Annotated in this window: 12 protein-coding genes; 7 read left to right on the top strand and 5 right to left on the bottom strand. The window is 61.6% G+C overall.

All coding sequences use genetic code 11. The features are described from left to right. The first annotated feature begins 5 nt into the window (after window positions 1-5). Window positions 6-1,493, top strand: a complete 1,488-nt coding sequence (locus J3P86_RS05490; protein WP_434625761.1) for a helicase HerA-like domain-containing protein — start codon at window positions 6-8, stop codon at window positions 1,491-1,493. A 138-nt stretch (window positions 1,494-1,631) separates the two neighbouring features. On the opposite strand, the gene J3P86_RS05495 is transcribed toward J3P86_RS05490, so the two are convergent. Next, entirely contained in the window at window positions 1,632-2,087 is a 456-nt protein-coding gene (locus J3P86_RS05495; RefSeq protein ID WP_053124648.1) for a DUF721 domain-containing protein, read from the bottom strand. 307 nt (window positions 2,088-2,394) lie between these two features. On the opposite strand from J3P86_RS05495, the gene secA reads away from it, so the two are divergent. The 4 genes from secA (at window position 2,395) to J3P86_RS05515 (ending at window position 8,180) form a co-directional block, all read left to right on the top strand. Beyond that, window positions 2,395-5,136, top strand: a complete 2,742-nt coding sequence (gene secA, locus J3P86_RS05500) for a preprotein translocase subunit SecA (protein ID WP_434625759.1) — start codon at window positions 2,395-2,397, stop codon at window positions 5,134-5,136. A gap of 119 nt (window positions 5,137-5,255) precedes the next feature. Continuing rightward, complete coding sequence (argJ, locus tag J3P86_RS05505; RefSeq protein ID WP_434699614.1) at window positions 5,256-6,473, top strand: bifunctional glutamate N-acetyltransferase/amino-acid acetyltransferase ArgJ; 1,218 nt, start codon at window positions 5,256-5,258, stop codon at window positions 6,471-6,473. Between the two features lie 133 nt (window positions 6,474-6,606). Then, a complete protein-coding gene (locus tag J3P86_RS05510) occupies window positions 6,607-7,239 on the top strand; it encodes a glutathione S-transferase family protein (RefSeq protein ID WP_434625755.1) in 633 nt (210 codons plus the stop codon). Then, window positions 7,236-8,180, top strand: a complete 945-nt coding sequence (locus J3P86_RS05515) for a Nudix family hydrolase (RefSeq protein WP_434625753.1) — start codon at window positions 7,236-7,238, stop codon at window positions 8,178-8,180. Before J3P86_RS05510 ends, J3P86_RS05515 begins: the two co-directional genes overlap by 4 nt. Before the next feature lie 123 nt (window positions 8,181-8,303). Here J3P86_RS05515 and J3P86_RS05520 read toward each other — a convergent pair whose 3' ends face one another. From J3P86_RS05520 to J3P86_RS05530, 3 genes are read right to left on the bottom strand one after another with little or no spacing between them, the layout of a single operon-like run. Beyond that, on the bottom strand, window positions 8,304-8,885 hold the full coding sequence (locus tag J3P86_RS05520) for a cob(I)yrinic acid a,c-diamide adenosyltransferase (protein ID WP_434625751.1): 582 nt from the start codon (window positions 8,883-8,885) through the stop codon (window positions 8,304-8,306). Window positions 8,886-8,887: 2 nt separating this feature from the next. Beyond that, entirely contained in the window at window positions 8,888-10,924 is a 2,037-nt protein-coding gene (locus J3P86_RS05525; RefSeq protein WP_434625749.1) for a sensor histidine kinase, read from the bottom strand. Between the two features lie 46 nt (window positions 10,925-10,970). Further along, window positions 10,971-11,888 carry a putative 2-dehydropantoate 2-reductase gene (locus tag J3P86_RS05530; protein WP_434625747.1) on the bottom strand — a complete coding sequence of 306 codons (918 nt, stop codon included), beginning with the start codon at window positions 11,886-11,888 and terminating at the stop codon, window positions 10,971-10,973. Between the two features lie 143 nt (window positions 11,889-12,031). On the opposite strand from J3P86_RS05530, the gene J3P86_RS05535 reads away from it, so the two are divergent. Continuing rightward, window positions 12,032-12,517 carry a YajQ family cyclic di-GMP-binding protein gene (locus tag J3P86_RS05535; RefSeq protein WP_003205057.1) on the top strand — a complete coding sequence of 162 codons (486 nt, stop codon included), beginning with the start codon at window positions 12,032-12,034 and terminating at the stop codon, window positions 12,515-12,517. Between the two features lie 143 nt (window positions 12,518-12,660). Next, on the top strand, window positions 12,661-13,503 hold the full coding sequence (locus J3P86_RS05540; RefSeq protein ID WP_434569633.1) for a mechanosensitive ion channel family protein: 843 nt from the start codon (window positions 12,661-12,663) through the stop codon (window positions 13,501-13,503). A 93-nt stretch (window positions 13,504-13,596) separates the two neighbouring features. Here the strand turns inward: J3P86_RS05540 and J3P86_RS05545 are convergent, their stop codons facing one another. Continuing rightward, window positions 13,597-14,925, bottom strand: coding sequence for an OprD family porin (locus J3P86_RS05545; protein WP_434625745.1), 1,329 nt, complete (start codon window positions 14,923-14,925; stop codon window positions 13,597-13,599). Between the last annotated feature and the right edge of the window lie 406 nt (window positions 14,926-15,331).

Genomic DNA, 15,331 nt, shown 5'->3' on the forward strand with positions numbered 1-15,331 from the left:
ACCAAATGCCTGATTCATCGCAACTCGTTATCGGGGCCGACCTGGCCGGCCAACCTGTCGCCCAGGCCATGCGCCTGGCCAATCGTCATGGGCTGGTGGCGGGCGCCACCGGCACCGGCAAGACCGTCACCTTGCAGCGCCTGGCCGAGATGTTCAGCGATGCCGGCGTGGCGGTGTTCGCGGCGGACATCAAGGGTGACCTGTGCGGCCTCGGCGCCGCCGGCAATCCCCAAGGCAAGATCGCCGAGCGCATCGCCGGCATGCCCTGGCTCGGCCATGAGCCCCAGGCCTATCCGGTGACCTTGTGGGATATCCACGGCCAGTCCGGTCATCCGCTGCGCACGACGTTGAGTGAAATGGGCCCGTTGTTGCTCGGCAGCCTGCTGGAACTGACGGACAGCCAGCAAGCGGCGTTGTATGCGGCGTTCAAGGTCGCCGACCGCGAGGGCCTGTTGCTGCTCGACCTCAAGGACCTGAAGGCGCTGCTCAATCACCTCAAGGACAACCCTGAATTGCTCGGGGACGACGCGGCCCTGATGACCACCGGTTCCAGCCAGGCCTTGATGCGCCGACTGTCCACCCTGGAACAGCAGGGCGCGGACGCCTTGTTCGGCGAACCGGCGTTGCAGCTTGAAGACATCCTGCAACCGGCCAGTGACGGCCGTGGCCGCATTCATCTGCTGGACGCCAGTCGCCTGGTCCATGAAGCGCCGAAAGTCTACGCGACATTCCTGCTGTGGCTGCTGGCCGAGCTGTTCGAGCAACTGCCCGAGCGCGGCGATGCGGACAAACCCTTGCTGGCGTTGTTTTTCGATGAGGCACATTTGTTGTTCGCCGGCACGCCCAAGGCATTGCAAGAGCGCCTGGAACAAGTGGTGCGGCTGATCCGCTCCAAGGGCGTCGGGGTGTATTTTGTCACCCAGTCGCCGGGCGATCTGCCGGACGACGTGCTCGCGCAGCTGGGGTTGCGCATCCAGCATGGTCTGCGGGCGTTCACCGCCAAGGAACAGAAATCCCTGCGGGCGGTGGCTGACGGTTTTCGACCAAATCCGCAATTCGATGCCCTGGCGGTGCTGACCGAGCTGGGCATCGGTGAAGCGTTGGTCGGCACCTTGCAGGAAAAAGGCACGCCGGAAATGGTCCAGCGTGTGCTGGTGGCGCCGCCGCAGTCGCGCATCGGGCCGTTGACCGCGGCCGAGCGTGCCGGGCTGATCGCCAGCTCACCGTTGCAGGGCCGTTATGACAAACCCATCGACCGCGAGTCGGCCTATGAAGTGCTGATGGGGCGCAAGGGGCTGGAGCCGCAGGCCGAAGCCGCGCCAGGCAAACCGGCGACCGAGGAACCGAGCTTCACCGAAAAGGCCGGGGAATTCCTCGGCACCGCGGCCGGCCAGGCGCTGAAATCGGCGATGCGCCAGGCGGCCAATCAGTTGGGCCGGCAGTTGGTGCGTGGGTTGATGGGGTCGTTGCTGGGGGGCAGCAAGCGGCGGTAGGCAGAAACCGAATCGCTCCCTTCGCGAGCAGGCTCGCTCCCACAGGAGATCTCCTGCGCGCGCAAATCTTGTGCCTCATGCAGATCCATTGTGGGAGCGGGCTTGCCCGCGAAGGCTATTCAACAGCCGAAAAAAATCTCAATCCTTGGGCCGCGCATGGGCCGCCAATCGCTCCAGGGCTGCCCGCAGGTTGGGGTCGCTGATGCCATCGGCCGTGGCCTGGATGGTGGCAGCAGCGTCGGTGGACAGATCCAGCGTATGACCCTTGGCGCCGACTTGCACCGTGGGCGGCTGGACCTTGAACAGGATTCGCGTCAGGTTGGCGAACTCCTCGAATGCCTGCAATTGGCGCAGCAGGCGCTTTTGCTGGTAGCGCAGGCGCGTGGCCCAGTGACCGTCGGTGACGATCAGCAACAAACTGCCTTCCCGCCAGGACGCTACGTGACAATGCTCGCGCGCAGCGGGCTGTAGCTGGCTGTCGAGCAGGCGCTGCAGGTGCCCCAGGCGTCTGGCGTGGCCGAAGATGGCTTTCAGCGGCTTGGCTTCGCGCAGCAGAACGGCGGGCGCCTTGGCTGGAAGAGGGCGAAAGGCCATGGTTGATTACCGCAAGTGACAAAGGCGCCATGGTAGCAGAAAGCGCCAGATACGCCCGAGCCCTGCCGCCCGGTGGCTTTTACTCGCATAATCAATGAGTAACTTCTGCGTTTTGTGGGTTGAAGTTCGCGCAAAAGCCCTTATTTTAGGGAGGCCCCGTCACAGCGCTGTGCCAGCATCGTGGAATAACGCCACTTTCCTCTCCATCGTTTCCGGGTAGAATGCTCGTTCGCATGCGGCCATGAGGGCTGCACGGGCGACTCATGGGGCCGCCCTCCATCCCTTTAGTGTGGAAGATCCTGCCGATATGTTTGCGCCTTTGTTAAAGAAACTTTTTGGAAGCAAGAACGAGCGTGAAGTCAAACGCATGCTCAAGACGGTACAGATCGTCAATGCCTTCGAAGAGCAAATGGTGGCCCTTTCGGACGATCAGTTACGCGCCAAGACCGCCGAATTCAAGGACCGCATCGCCAAGGGCGAGACCCTTGACCAGATCCTGCCCGAAGCTTTCGCGGTCTGCCGTGAAGCCGGCAAGCGGGTCATGGGCATGCGCCACTTCGACGTCCAGTTGATCGGCGGCATGACCTTGCACGAAGGCAAGATCGCCGAAATGCGCACCGGTGAGGGCAAGACCCTGGTGGCGACCCTGGCGGTATATCTCAACGCACTGTCCGGCAACGGCGTGCACGTGGTGACGGTCAACGACTACCTGGCCCGCCGCGACGCCAACTGGATGCGCCCGCTCTATGAATTCCTCGGCCTGACGGTCGGCGTGGTCACGCCGTTCCAGCCGCCGGAAGAGAAGCGCGCGGCCTACGCCTCGGACATCACCTACGGCACCAACAACGAATTCGGTTTCGACTACCTGCGCGACAACATGGCGTTCAGCATGGAAGAAAAATTCCAGCGCGAACTCAACTTTGCCGTGATCGACGAAGTCGACTCCATCCTCATCGACGAAGCCCGTACGCCGCTGATCATTTCCGGCCAGGCCGAAGACAGCTCCAAGCTGTACATCGAGATCAACAAGCTGATCCCGCAGCTCCAGCTGCACGTCGAAGAAGTCGAAGGCGAAGTGACCCAGCCCGGCCACTACACCGTCGACGAGAAGACCCGCCAGGTCGAGCTCAACGAATCCGGCCACCAGTTCATCGAAGAGATGCTGACCCGCGTCGGCCTGCTGGCTGAAGGCGAAAGCCTCTACTCGGCCCATAACCTGGGCCTGCTGACCCACGTCTACGCCGGCCTGCGTGCCCACAAGCTGTTCCATCGCAACGTCGAATACATCGTCCAGGACGGCCAGGTCGTACTGGTTGACGAACACACCGGCCGCACCATGCCGGGCCGTCGCCTGTCCGAAGGCCTGCACCAGGCCATCGAAGCGAAGGAAGGCCTGAACATCCAGGCCGAGAGCCAGACCCTGGCCTCGACCACGTTCCAGAACTACTTCCGCCTGTACAACAAACTGTCCGGCATGACCGGTACCGCCGACACCGAAGCGTTCGAATTCCACCAGATCTACGGCCTGCAAGTGGTGGTGATTCCGCCGAACAAGCCGCTGGCGCGCAAGGACTACAACGATCTGGTGTTCCTGACCGCCGAAGAGAAATACGCGGCGATCATCAACGACATCAAGGAAGGCATGGCCCAGGGCCGTCCGATCCTGGTGGGTACCGCGACCATCGAGACCTCCGAGCACATGTCCGCCTTGCTCGCCAAGGAAGGTATCGAGCACAAGGTCCTCAACGCCAAGTTCCACGAGAAGGAAGCCGAGATCATCGCCCAGGCCGGTCGCCCGGGTGCGTTGACCATCGCCACCAACATGGCCGGCCGTGGTACCGACATCCTGCTGGGCGGCAACTGGGAAGTCGAAGTGGCTTCGCTGGAAAACCCGACCCCCGAGCAGATCGCGCAGATCAAGGCCGACTGGCAGAAGCGTCACCAGCAGGTGCTCGAATCCGGTGGCTTGCAGGTGATCGCGTCCGAGCGTCACGAATCGCGCCGTATCGACAACCAGCTGCGTGGCCGTGCCGGTCGCCAGGGCGACGCCGGCTCCAGCCGCTTCTACCTGTCCCTGGAAGACAGCCTGATGCGCATCTTCGCCTCTGATCGGGTGAAGAATTTCATGAAGGCCCTGGGCATGCAGCCGGGCGAGGCGATCGAGCACCGCATGGTGACCAACGCCATCGAGAAGGCGCAGCGCAAGGTCGAGGGCCGCAACTTCGACATCCGCAAGCAGTTGCTTGAATTCGACGACGTCAACAACGAGCAGCGCAAAGTGATCTATCACATGCGCAACAGCCTGTTGGCCGCAGACGACATTGGCGAAACCATCGCCGATTTCCGCCGCGAAGTGCTCGACGCCACTGTCAGCGCACACATTCCGCCGCAGTCGCTTCCGGAGCAGTGGGACGTTGCTGGTCTGGAAGCCTCCCTGCGCAGTGATTTCGGCGTGTCGTTGCCGATCCAGCAGTGGCTCGACGAGGACGATCACCTCTACGAAGAAACGCTGCGCGAGAAACTTCTGACCGAACTGATCGCCGCGTACAACGAGAAAGAAGACCAGGCCGGCGCCGAAGCGCTGCGCTCGTTCGAGAAGCAAATCGTGCTGCGGGTGCTGGACGACCTGTGGAAAGACCATCTGTCGACCATGGATCACCTGCGCCACGGTATCCACTTGCGTGGCTACGCGCAGAAGAATCCGAAGCAGGAATACAAGCGCGAGTCCTACACGCTGTTCTCCGAGCTGCTGGATTCGATCAAGCGCGACTCGATCCGGGTCCTGTCCCACGTTCAGGTTCGCCGCGAAGATCCGGTCGAAGAAGAAGCCCGCCTGCGCCAGGAGGCCGAAGCCCTGGCCGCGCGCATGCAGTTCGAGCACGCCGAAGCTCCGGGCCTGGAAGTGGTCCAGGCGATGGAAGAGGGCGTCGATGTGGACGTGGCACTGGCCACCGCACCGGTACGCAACGAGCAGAAACTGGGCCGAAACGAGCTGTGCTATTGCGGCTCGGGCAAGAAATACAAGCATTGCCACGGGCAGATCCAATAAACCCGTTTCAACGCTGAGCGACCCGCGCCGCGACAAGAGTCTCTTGTCGCGGCGTTTTGCCATTTGATTCGCCGTCTTGATGAAGGCGGTGCTGAAATAATTTTATAAGGAGCGCATTCATGGCTGTTGGTCTTGGTCCGTTGCCAACGTTGCACCCGGTTGCCGGTTTTGAACTTGGTATCGCCTCGGCGGGCATCAAGCGTCCCGGGCGCAAGGATGTGGTGGTCATGCGTTGCGCCGAGGGCTCGACGGTCGCCGGCGTGTTCACGCTCAATGCGTTTTGTGCCGCGCCGGTGATCCTGGCCAAGCAACGCGTGCAAGGGCCGGTGCGTTACCTGCTGACCAACACCGGTAACGCCAACGCCGGCACCGGCGCGCCAGGCCTGGCCGCCGCCGAGCGCACCTGCGCCAGGCTGGCTGAACTGACCGGTGTCGACGCCAGCCAGGTGCTGCCGTACTCCACGGGTGTGATCGGCGAACCGCTGCCGGTCGAAAAAATCGAAGGCGCGCTGCAAGCCGCCCTTGATGGCCTCTCGGAAAACAACTGGGCCGCGGCCGCCACCGGCATCATGACCACCGACACCCTGCCCAAGGGCGCGAGCCGCCAGTTCCAGCACGACGGTGTAACCGTGACCGTGACCGGCATCAGCAAAGGCGCCGGCATGATCCGCCCGAACATGGCGACCATGCTCGGTTACATCGCCACCGACGCCAAGGTCTCCCGCCAGGTGTTGCAGGACCTGATGCTCGACGGCGCCAACAAGTCCTTCAACCGCATCACCATCGACGGCGACACTTCGACCAACGACTGCTGCATGCTGATCGCCACCGGCAAGGCCAACCTGCCGGAGATCACCGAAGCCAGCGGTCCGCTGTTCGCGGCGCTGAAACAGGCGGTGTTCGAGGTGTGCATGGAAGTGGCCCAGGCCATCGTCCGTGACGGCGAAGGCGCGACCAAGTTCGTCACCGTACAGGTCAACGGTGGTGGTAATCACCAGGAATGCCTGGACGTCGGTTATACCGTGGCGCATTCGCCGCTGATCAAGACCGCACTGTTTGCTTCCGACCCGAATTGGGGTCGTATTCTCGCCGCTGTCGGCCGCGCCGGGGTGCCTGAGCTGGACGTGAGCAAGATCGACGTCTTCCTCGGTGATGTCTGCATCGCCAGCCAGGGCGCCCGGGCGACGACCTACACCGAGGCGCAGGGCGCGGCGGTGATGCAGCAGGAGGAAATCACCATCCGCATCGAGCTGGGGCGTGGCGATTGCAGCGAAACGATCTGGACCACCGATCTGTCCCACGAGTACGTCAAGATCAACGCTGAGTATCGGACTTAAAACCGAGTCGTTCCATTCGGGAGCAGGCTCGCTCCCACAGGGATTCTGTGACGCCGCAGATTCAGTGTGGGAGCGAGCCTGCTCGCGAAGGCGGCAGTACAAACACCCCCAGAACCACAAGAAAGGAATCCAAATGAGCCTGCACCTGATCATCGGCGATAAACGAGCTTCATCCTGGTCCCTGCGGGGCGCGCTGGCCCTGTCGTTGACCGGCGCGAAGTACACCGAAGAACTGGTCAGGCTCGGCCAGCCCGACACCCGCGAAAAACTGCTGAAGTATTCGGCCACGGCCAAGGTCCCGCTGCTCAAGACCGAGTTCGGCGTGATCGCCGACTCCCTGGCCATTGCCGAGTACTTGGCCGAGCAGTTTCCCGAGGCCGGTCTCTGGCCCAAGGATGTAGCGGCACGGGCCCAGGCTCGTTCGGCCTGTGCACAGATGCACAGTGGTTTTTTTGCCATCCGCACCCACATGCCGTTCGACCTGGGCCGCGATGCGCCGTTGTCACCGATTCCGGCGGATGTGCAGGCGGAAATCCAGCGGATGCTGGCGTTGTGGGCAGAGTGCCGCGCGGCGGCTACCGAAGCCGGTCCCTACCTGTTTGGTACCCTGAGCCTGGCTGACGTATTTTTTGCGCCGATTGCCGTGCGCTTGCGCACCTACCAGGTGAAACTGCCGGAAGTCGACGCGGCCTACGTTGAAACCCTTTATCAATGGCCGGCCTTCAAAGCATGGCAGCAAGCTGGCCTGGAGGAAATCGCCCGGTGAAACGCGTACATGTAGCGGCGGCAGTCATTCGCGACGCCGCCGGCAGAATCCTGATTGCCCGCCGGGCCGATTCCCAGCACCAGGGCGGCCTGTGGGAGTTTCCGGGGGGCAAGGTCGAGGCTGATGAGTCGGTCGAAACGGCCCTGGCCCGGGAGCTTCTCGAAGAGTTGGGCATTGTCGTCAGCGCTGCCCGGCCACTGATCAAGGTGCGCCACGATTATCCGGACAAGCAGGTGTTGCTGGATGTCTGGGAAGTCTCGGCGTTCAGCGGCGAGCCCCATGGCGCCGAAGGCCAGCCGCTTGCCTGGGTGACGGCCCGTGAATTGACCAACTACGAGTTTCCAGCGGCCAATCAGCCGATCGTCGCGGCGGCCCGTTTGCCGGGCGAGTACCTGATCACCCCTGAAGGCCTTGAAACGCCCGCCTTGCTGCGTGGCATTCAAAAGGCTGTTGCTGGCGGGATCAAGCTGCTGCAACTGCGCGCGCCCAACGGTTACGACCCGCAATACCGTGACCTGGCGGTGGACGCGGTGGGGCTGTGTGCCGGCAAGGCGCAATTGATGCTCAAGGGCCCGTTCGAATGGCTGGGTGACTTTCCGTCTGCCGGCTGGCATATCACCGCCGCGCAACTGCGCAAGCATGCGGCGGCGGGGCGACCGTTCGGCACCGACCGCTGGCTGGCGGCCTCGTGCCACAACGCCGAGGAACTCTCCCTGGCTCAGCAGATGGGCGTGGATTTCGTGACGTTGTCCCCCGTGCAACCGACCCAGACCCATCCCGATGCGCAGCCATTGGGGTGGGAAGAGGCTGCGCGACTGATCGAGGGGTTCGACAGGCCGGTGTATCTGTTGGGCGGGGTAGGCCCCGATCAGCGGCAGAAAGCCTGGGAAGCCGGGGCGCAAGGGGTGGCAGGGATTCGGGCGTTCTGGCCTGACGCTTGATTCTGTGGGTGTGTCTGGTGGCCGCTTCGCGAGCAGGCTCGCTCCCACACTGGATTTCGGCGTTCACAAAACCTCTGTGGGAGCGAGCCTGCTCGCGAAGAGGCCCTGACAGGCGCCTATGCTTCAACTCCCAGGCTTTGCCGCCGCCTCCCAAAGCACTTCCGCCACACCCTGGCGCCGGGCGATGACCCGCGCCGCCACGAACAGCAGGTCCGACAACCGATTGATATACGCCAGCCCCGGCCCGGCCAGTGGTTCCACTGCGTTCAACTGTTGGCAACGGCGCTCGGCGCTACGGGCCAGACTGCGGCACACATGGGCCTGGGCGATCAGGGTCGAGCCGCCGGGCAGGATGAAATTCTCCAGCGGCCCCAACTCTTCATTCCATACATCGATGGCCGCTTCCAGGCGCGCCACTTCTGCATCGTTCAGGGCCTGATAGGCCGGCATCGCCAGCTCGCCGCCCAGGTCGAACAGCCGATGCTGACAAGGCGTCAGTATCTCGGTTACTTCCTTTAACGCCGGGCACCGTTCCGTTTCGGCGGCAAGCCCGGCCAGCAACAAGCCCAGTTGGCTGTTCAGCGTATCCACTTCGCCGATGGCCTCGATCCGCGGATGATCCTTCGCCACCCGGCGACCATCCCCCAGTCCGGTTTCACCTTTGTCCCCGGTACGGGTGTAAATCTTCGACAGACGAAAACCCATGTTCAGCGCTCCACTTGCTTGTGTTCTTGCGCCACCATCGAAGTGCCCGCCAGTGGCAGGCGCAGGGTGAAGCAAGTGCCTTGGCCCGGCGCTGATTGCACTTCCATCTGGCCCTTGTGGTTGTTGGTGATGATGAAATACGACACCGACAATCCGAGCCCGGTGCCCTGGCCGATCTCCTTGGTGGTGAAGAACGGCTCGAAGGTACGCTTGCGCACGTTCTCGCTCATGCCGATGCCGTTGTCCTCGACCTGGATTTCCGCCCACGGCGGATTCAGCCGTGTACGCAGGATGATACGGCCGGGCTCGCTGTCGTCCTGGCGTTGATGGATGGCCTGGGCGGCGTTTTTCAGCAGGTTGAGCAATACCTGCTCCAGTTCGTTGGCGGTGCCGGGCACCGGGCCGAGGTTCGGGTCAAACTGGCGGATGATCGCCTGGCCCTTGAAGTCGAAACCGATCGCCAGGTCGAAGTCGTTACCGGCAATTTCCACGGCCTGGTCGATGAGTGCCGGCAGGTCGCAAGGCGCCATCTGCCTTGTGCTGCGGCGGCTGAAGCTGAGCATGTGGGTGACGATTTTCGCTGCCCGGGCGCCGGCCTGCTGGATGCCATCGAGCAATTGCGGGATCTCCCGGCTTTCCAGGTAGCGGTTGACCACCGGTAAATCGATCCCCAACTGCTCGGCCTGCTCAAGGTTCTTCGGCAATTCCGCAGACAGGCGTCGGCGAATATTCTGCACGTTGTGCAGGATCGCCCCCAGCGGATTATTGATCTCATGGGCCATGCCCGCCGCGAGGCCGCCTACCGAGAGCATTTTTTCCGATTGCACCATCATTTCCTCCAGCGACAGGCGCTGGGTGATGTCATCGATGCGGATCACCACGCCGCGCCCGGCACCGCCCATCAAAGGATAGAAAGTCAGGGCGTAATGCCGGGCTTCATCGTCCTTGGTCCAGGTGACGCGCTCGATCTTGGCCACTGTGTGCTGTTCCACCGTCTGCTTGAGCTGCGGCAGGTACGGCTTGAGCGGCTCGAAGGCGAGGAAAATCGGCTGGTTCAGCGCCTCATCCAGCCGGGTGCCGGAAAGGGCGCTGGCCTCCTGGTTCCATTGCGTGACATAGAGCTGTTCGTCGAGGGCAATCAGCGCCGACGGCATGGAGTCGATGATGCTGTTGAGGTAGTTCTGGAAGCCGGTGAGTTTTTTCTCGATCTTGCTGCGGACCTGGACTTCCAGCTCCAGCTTGCGGTTGGTGTGACGGGTTTCTTCCGCCAGGCCCTGGGCCTGGTCGTAGGCGGCCTGGGAATCGTCCCGCGCGCGCTTGAGCTGCTGTTCCCGGGCTTCGATCCGCGAGAGCATGGTGTTGAACGCCTCGGCCAGGCTGCCGATTTCGTCGTGGTTGCCCCGGGCGGCGCGCAGGGAATAGTTTTCTTCGCGGGTGACCTGGCGCGACAACTCTTCGAGCTGATGGATCGGCTGGGTGATCAGCCGCTTGATCTGCTGGGCAATGACCAGCCACAACAGCACGCTGAAAATCAGGATGCCCAGGCTGGCCGTCAGGGTGCCGGTGTAGAACGCGGTGGGCAGTTCGCTGCTAGCCACCAGCAGGAGATGGCCGGGCGCCGTGCCGGGGCGGGGCAGGGTAATGACCTGGTTGCTGCGAAACTCCCCGGCCTGCCACGCCTGCACATGACGGAAATGGTCCGGCAACTTGAGTTTCTCGCCCTGTTGCAACTGGGCCAGGCGTACGCCGTCACCGTCATACAGTGCCGCTGCCCGCAGCGGCGCATAGCTGTTGAGTTCATCGAGCAGACGCTTGGCGCTTTGCGGCGATTGCAACGCGTCGGAGATCAGGCTCGGGTTGGCTACCAGTCGGCCGATGGTCTGCAAGGCCTGAGGCGCCATGCTTTCCTGGGAAATGTAATAGGCCGCGCTGATGAAGGTCAGGTTGGCCACCAGCAGAACCGTGGTCAACAATACCAACAGGGCCGCCAGCAGTTTCTGGCCGACCGGGAGATTTTCAAGGCGCTGGCGCAATGGCATCTGACTCGTCGCTGAAAGGGAACACGAGGGCCAGCGTAGCCGCTGCTCAGTCGCTGGGCAATCCGAGGTTGTCCAAGTGGGCAATCAGGCGCTGGCGCATCTGTTCAAGATGCGGCACCGCCACGTCATGGCGCCGCGCGACGGCGCAGGCATGGCCGAGCAGATAGCCGATTTCGGTACGTCGCCGGTTGGCAACGTCCTGGTACATGGAGGAATAGTTGGCGGCTGTGGCCTGGATCACCCGTTCCACCTCCGACTGTAAATCCTCGGCCGCCGCCGGCTGGCCGCAGCGTTCGAGCAGATCGGCGAGCTCCGCACAAAGGGTTGCCACTTCGCAGCGGTGTTCCTGCAAGCCACCGTTCTTGCATTGATGCAGTACCGTCAGTGGGTTGATTGCGCAGTTGAGCGCCAGTTTGCGCCACAGGCGGGTGAGGATGTCGGCGCTCCACTGGTGGGGAATGCCGGCCATGCCCAGGTCATCCAGCCAGACCGGCGCCACCGGCTGGGCGGGGTCGCCCAGCCAGGTGTAGCCGTGGCCGGCGAACACCACGCGCCAGTCACCGTCGCGAAACGCGCCTTCGGTGCTGGAGGCGCTGATACAGCGGGCCTGGGGGACGCGGTTCGCCACGGCGTCCTGGCTGCCGAGGCCGTTCTGCAGCAGGATCAGTTCGCTCTCGCCATCCAGGCGATGGGCGACCGAAGCCACAGCCGCCTCCGCGTCATAAGCCTTGCAGGCCAGCAGCAAGCGTTTTATCGGTTCGAGGCCCTGCGCGGTTTCGCCTGGCACCGGGTAACACTGCGCCTGGCCTTGTTCCACCAGCGTCAACCCTCCGGCCTCCCGGTAAGCCTGCAGCCGCTGTTCATTGCGCAACACCAGCCGCACCGGCAGGCCGGCCCGGGCCAGGCGCGTCGCCCACAAGGTGCCGAGGCTGCCGGCGCCCAGGACGTGCCAGGTGGTGGACATCAGTTTTTTACTCGGTTTGGCGCAGGCATCTGAGGCGCTCGCGGTAACGACGGGAAAAGACCCGTTATAATGAGCCCGATTTCAACCACAAGCCAAGTGCGCGCCTTTGTCATGAGCGCGCCTTTTTATTTGGAGAACACTACATGCCGTCATTCGACGTGGTATCCGAACTGGACAAGCACGAAGTCACCAACGCCGTTGAAAACGCCGTCAAGGAACTCGACCGTCGGTATGACCTCAAGGGCAAGGGCAGTTTCGAGTTCAAGGAAAAGGACCTGACCGTCAACCTGACCGCCGAGGCCGATTTCCAGCTCGAGGCGATGATCGAGATCCTCAAGCTGGCGCTGGTCAAGCGCAAGATCGACGTGCAATGCCTTGAGGTCAAGGATGCCTACGCCTCCGGCAAGCTGATGAAGCAGGAAGCCGTGCTCAAGGAAGGCATCGACAAGGAACTGGCCAAGAAAATCGTCGCTCATATCAAGGACGCCAAGCTCAAGGTCCAGGCCGCCATCCAGGGCGAGCAGGTGCGTGTCACTGGCAAGAAACGTGACGACCTGCAAGAAGCCATCGCCGCGCTGCGGGGCAAGGAATTCGGCATGCCGCTGCAGTTCAACAACTTCCGCGATTGACCCCTCGGTTATAGGGAACCACTGTGGCGAGGGAGCTTGCTCCCGCTGGGCTGCGTAGCGGCCCCTTTGGTGGGTGCTGCGCCCCCAAGCGGGAGCAAGCCCCCTAGCCACAACCGCGTGCAACAGGAACAAAGGAGAATTAGATGGACTTGAACGCTGAAGTAGACCACCTGGTCAAGGCCTCCCAGGCCTGGATACCGATGATCATGGAGTACGGCAGCCGCGTGTTGCTGGCAATTGTCACCCTGGCCATCGGCTGGTGGCTGATCAACAAGGTCACCCAGAAGCTCGGGGCGCTGCTGGCCCTGCGTAACGCCGACCTCGCGCTGCAAGGCTTTATCAGTACCCTGGCAAACATCATTCTGAAGATCCTGCTGATCGTCAGCGTCGCCTCGATGATTGGTGTGGAAACCACGTCCTTCGTCGCGGCCATCGGTGCGGCAGGCCTGGCGATTGGCCTGGCCTTGCAAGGCAGCCTGGCGAACTTCGCCGGCGGCGTGCTGATCCTGCTCTTTCGTCCGTTTCGCATCGGTGACTGGATCGAGGCCCAAGGCGTAGCCGGAACGGTCGACAGCATCCAGATCTTCCACACGGTCCTGCGTACCGGTGACAACAAGACGGTCATCGTGCCCAACGGCAATCTGTCGAACGGCATCATTACCAACACCAATCGCCAGCCGACCCGCAAAGTGGTGTTCGACGTGGGCGTGGATTACCAGGCTGACCTGCAAAAGGCCCGGGAAGTGTTACTGGAGTTGGCCAAGGATGAACGGGTGTTGACCGATCCTGCACCTGAGGCGGTGATCTCCACCTTGGGCGACAGCTCGATCACTGTTTCGCTGCGCATCTGGGTGAAGACGGCGGACTACTGGAACGTGATGTTCATGCTCAATGAACAGGCGCGTGACCGCTTGAAAGATGCCGGTATCGATATTCCGTTTCCACAGCGTGTGATCCGAGTGGTTCAGGAATCTGCATCGGTCTGACCGATTTGATTTTCCGGTCAAGCTTCAGCGCAATAAAAAAGGCCCATCCGAAGATGGGCCTTTTTTTGATTACCGCAAACTGACTTTCGGCAATTACAGAACCGAAATCGGGTAGTCGACGATCAGGCGGAACTCTTTGATGTCGCCTTCACCTTCGTCAGCGTTAGCGTAGTGCCAGGCTTGACGAACACGGAAGGAAAGATCTTTTGCCGGGCCAGACTGAACAACGTACTTGGCTTCGAAGTTGGTTTCGTTGTGCTTGCCGTCTTCACCGTACAGACCAGCGTAAGGGCTGCCTGCAGGAGTGTTGGTACCGTCGATGTCCCAACCTTTGACGTAACGGGTCATGAAGCTCAGACCAGGAACACCGTACTCAGCCATCTTGATGTCGTAACGGATCTGGGCAGATTTCTCGTTAGGCGCGTTGAAGTCGGAGTATTGGATGGAGTTGGCGAGGAAGATCGAGTCGCCACCACGGTTGTTGGTACCTACACCGATGTAGTCGAACGGGGTGTCGCCGTTGACCTTCTGGAAGGCAACAGTAACGGTGTGCGCTTTCAGGAACGAGAACGCCGCAGCCAGGGAGAAGGTGGTGTTGCTGATGTCACCGGCCTTGGCGCTGCCAGTGTCGGAGGTACGGTAGATGTTACCGTCCAGATTCAGCGACTGATCGCCACCCATTGGGATGGTGTAGTTCAGGTTGCCGTAGTACTGGTTCCAGATATCTTCCAGCTGGGCGCCGTAGACCGATGCGCTCAGGTTTTCGCTGATGGCATATTTGCCGCCTGCGTAGTCGATCGAGCTGGCTTCCACGCCAGCGTAGGTAGCCCACAGGCCGCCATCACGTGCGTTACGGTCCTGGCTGGTACCCGAGTAGAAGTGACCGGCTTCGAGGTCAAGGTCTTTGACTTCGCTGCTCTGCAGTTGGAAACCGCTGGCAGTCTGAGGCAGGACACGGGAGCCGCCAACCGCAAACACTGGAGCGGTGCTTGGCTGCATGTCGCCGATTTTCAGCTCGGTCTTGGAGACGCGGAACTTGATGGCTGCGCCGGCTTTGCCCTGGCTGTCGTTGACTTCGCCATCGGCGTCGCGGCTCATGTTGCCGGTGCCGCCAGTGCCGTCACCGCCGTCCAGTTTCAAAGCCAGGTAGCCGAATGCATCTACGCCGACGCCTACTGTGCCTTGGGTGTAGCCGGAGCTGAGGTTGCCCCAGATGCCTTGGGTCCAGTCTTTCTGATCGGTAGCGCCATCTTTCCTATCACGGTTGAAGTAATAGTTGCGCAGCAGCAAATCGAACTTGGCGTCTTCAACAAAGCCTTTGGCTTCAGACTGGTCACTTACGAAAGGTGCGGCCGTAGCCATTTGAGTACTGGCTGCTGCAGCAACGGCCAGTGCGATCATGCTCCACTTCATCACGCGCATCGTGATTTGCTCCTTTGGTTTTAAGAGTACTGCCGTCCCACCTGTTTTTTTATCTGGGCGGCTCTTTCTTTTTGTGTCGGCGCAAACTTATATCACGCCGACATTCTTTGGCGACACTTGCCCATTCAACCTTTCAGCTTCTTTACGACCATGTCGCCAATGGCTCGATCCATGTCGCATTTCAGCTGAACCGAGGCGTCCGAACTGACAACTTCAGAGTTGTTCTATTGGGTTCGCCATCGGTGTAAAGAGTCCCTGGTTGCTACGCTTGATGCTCCTGAGGGCAGCCTTGCCACTTTAATTTTCGAGCCTGCAGGTTTCGCTTCCGGCGATACCCTGTAGACGATGTTGGGATGAATGCAACAAGCATGCACAAATCCGGTTTTCTTTTACATTTTTTTCACAT

Source organism: Pseudomonas sp. D1-1 (assembly GCF_051132225.1).
Taxonomy (GTDB): Bacteria; Pseudomonadota; Gammaproteobacteria; order Pseudomonadales; family Pseudomonadaceae; genus Aquipseudomonas.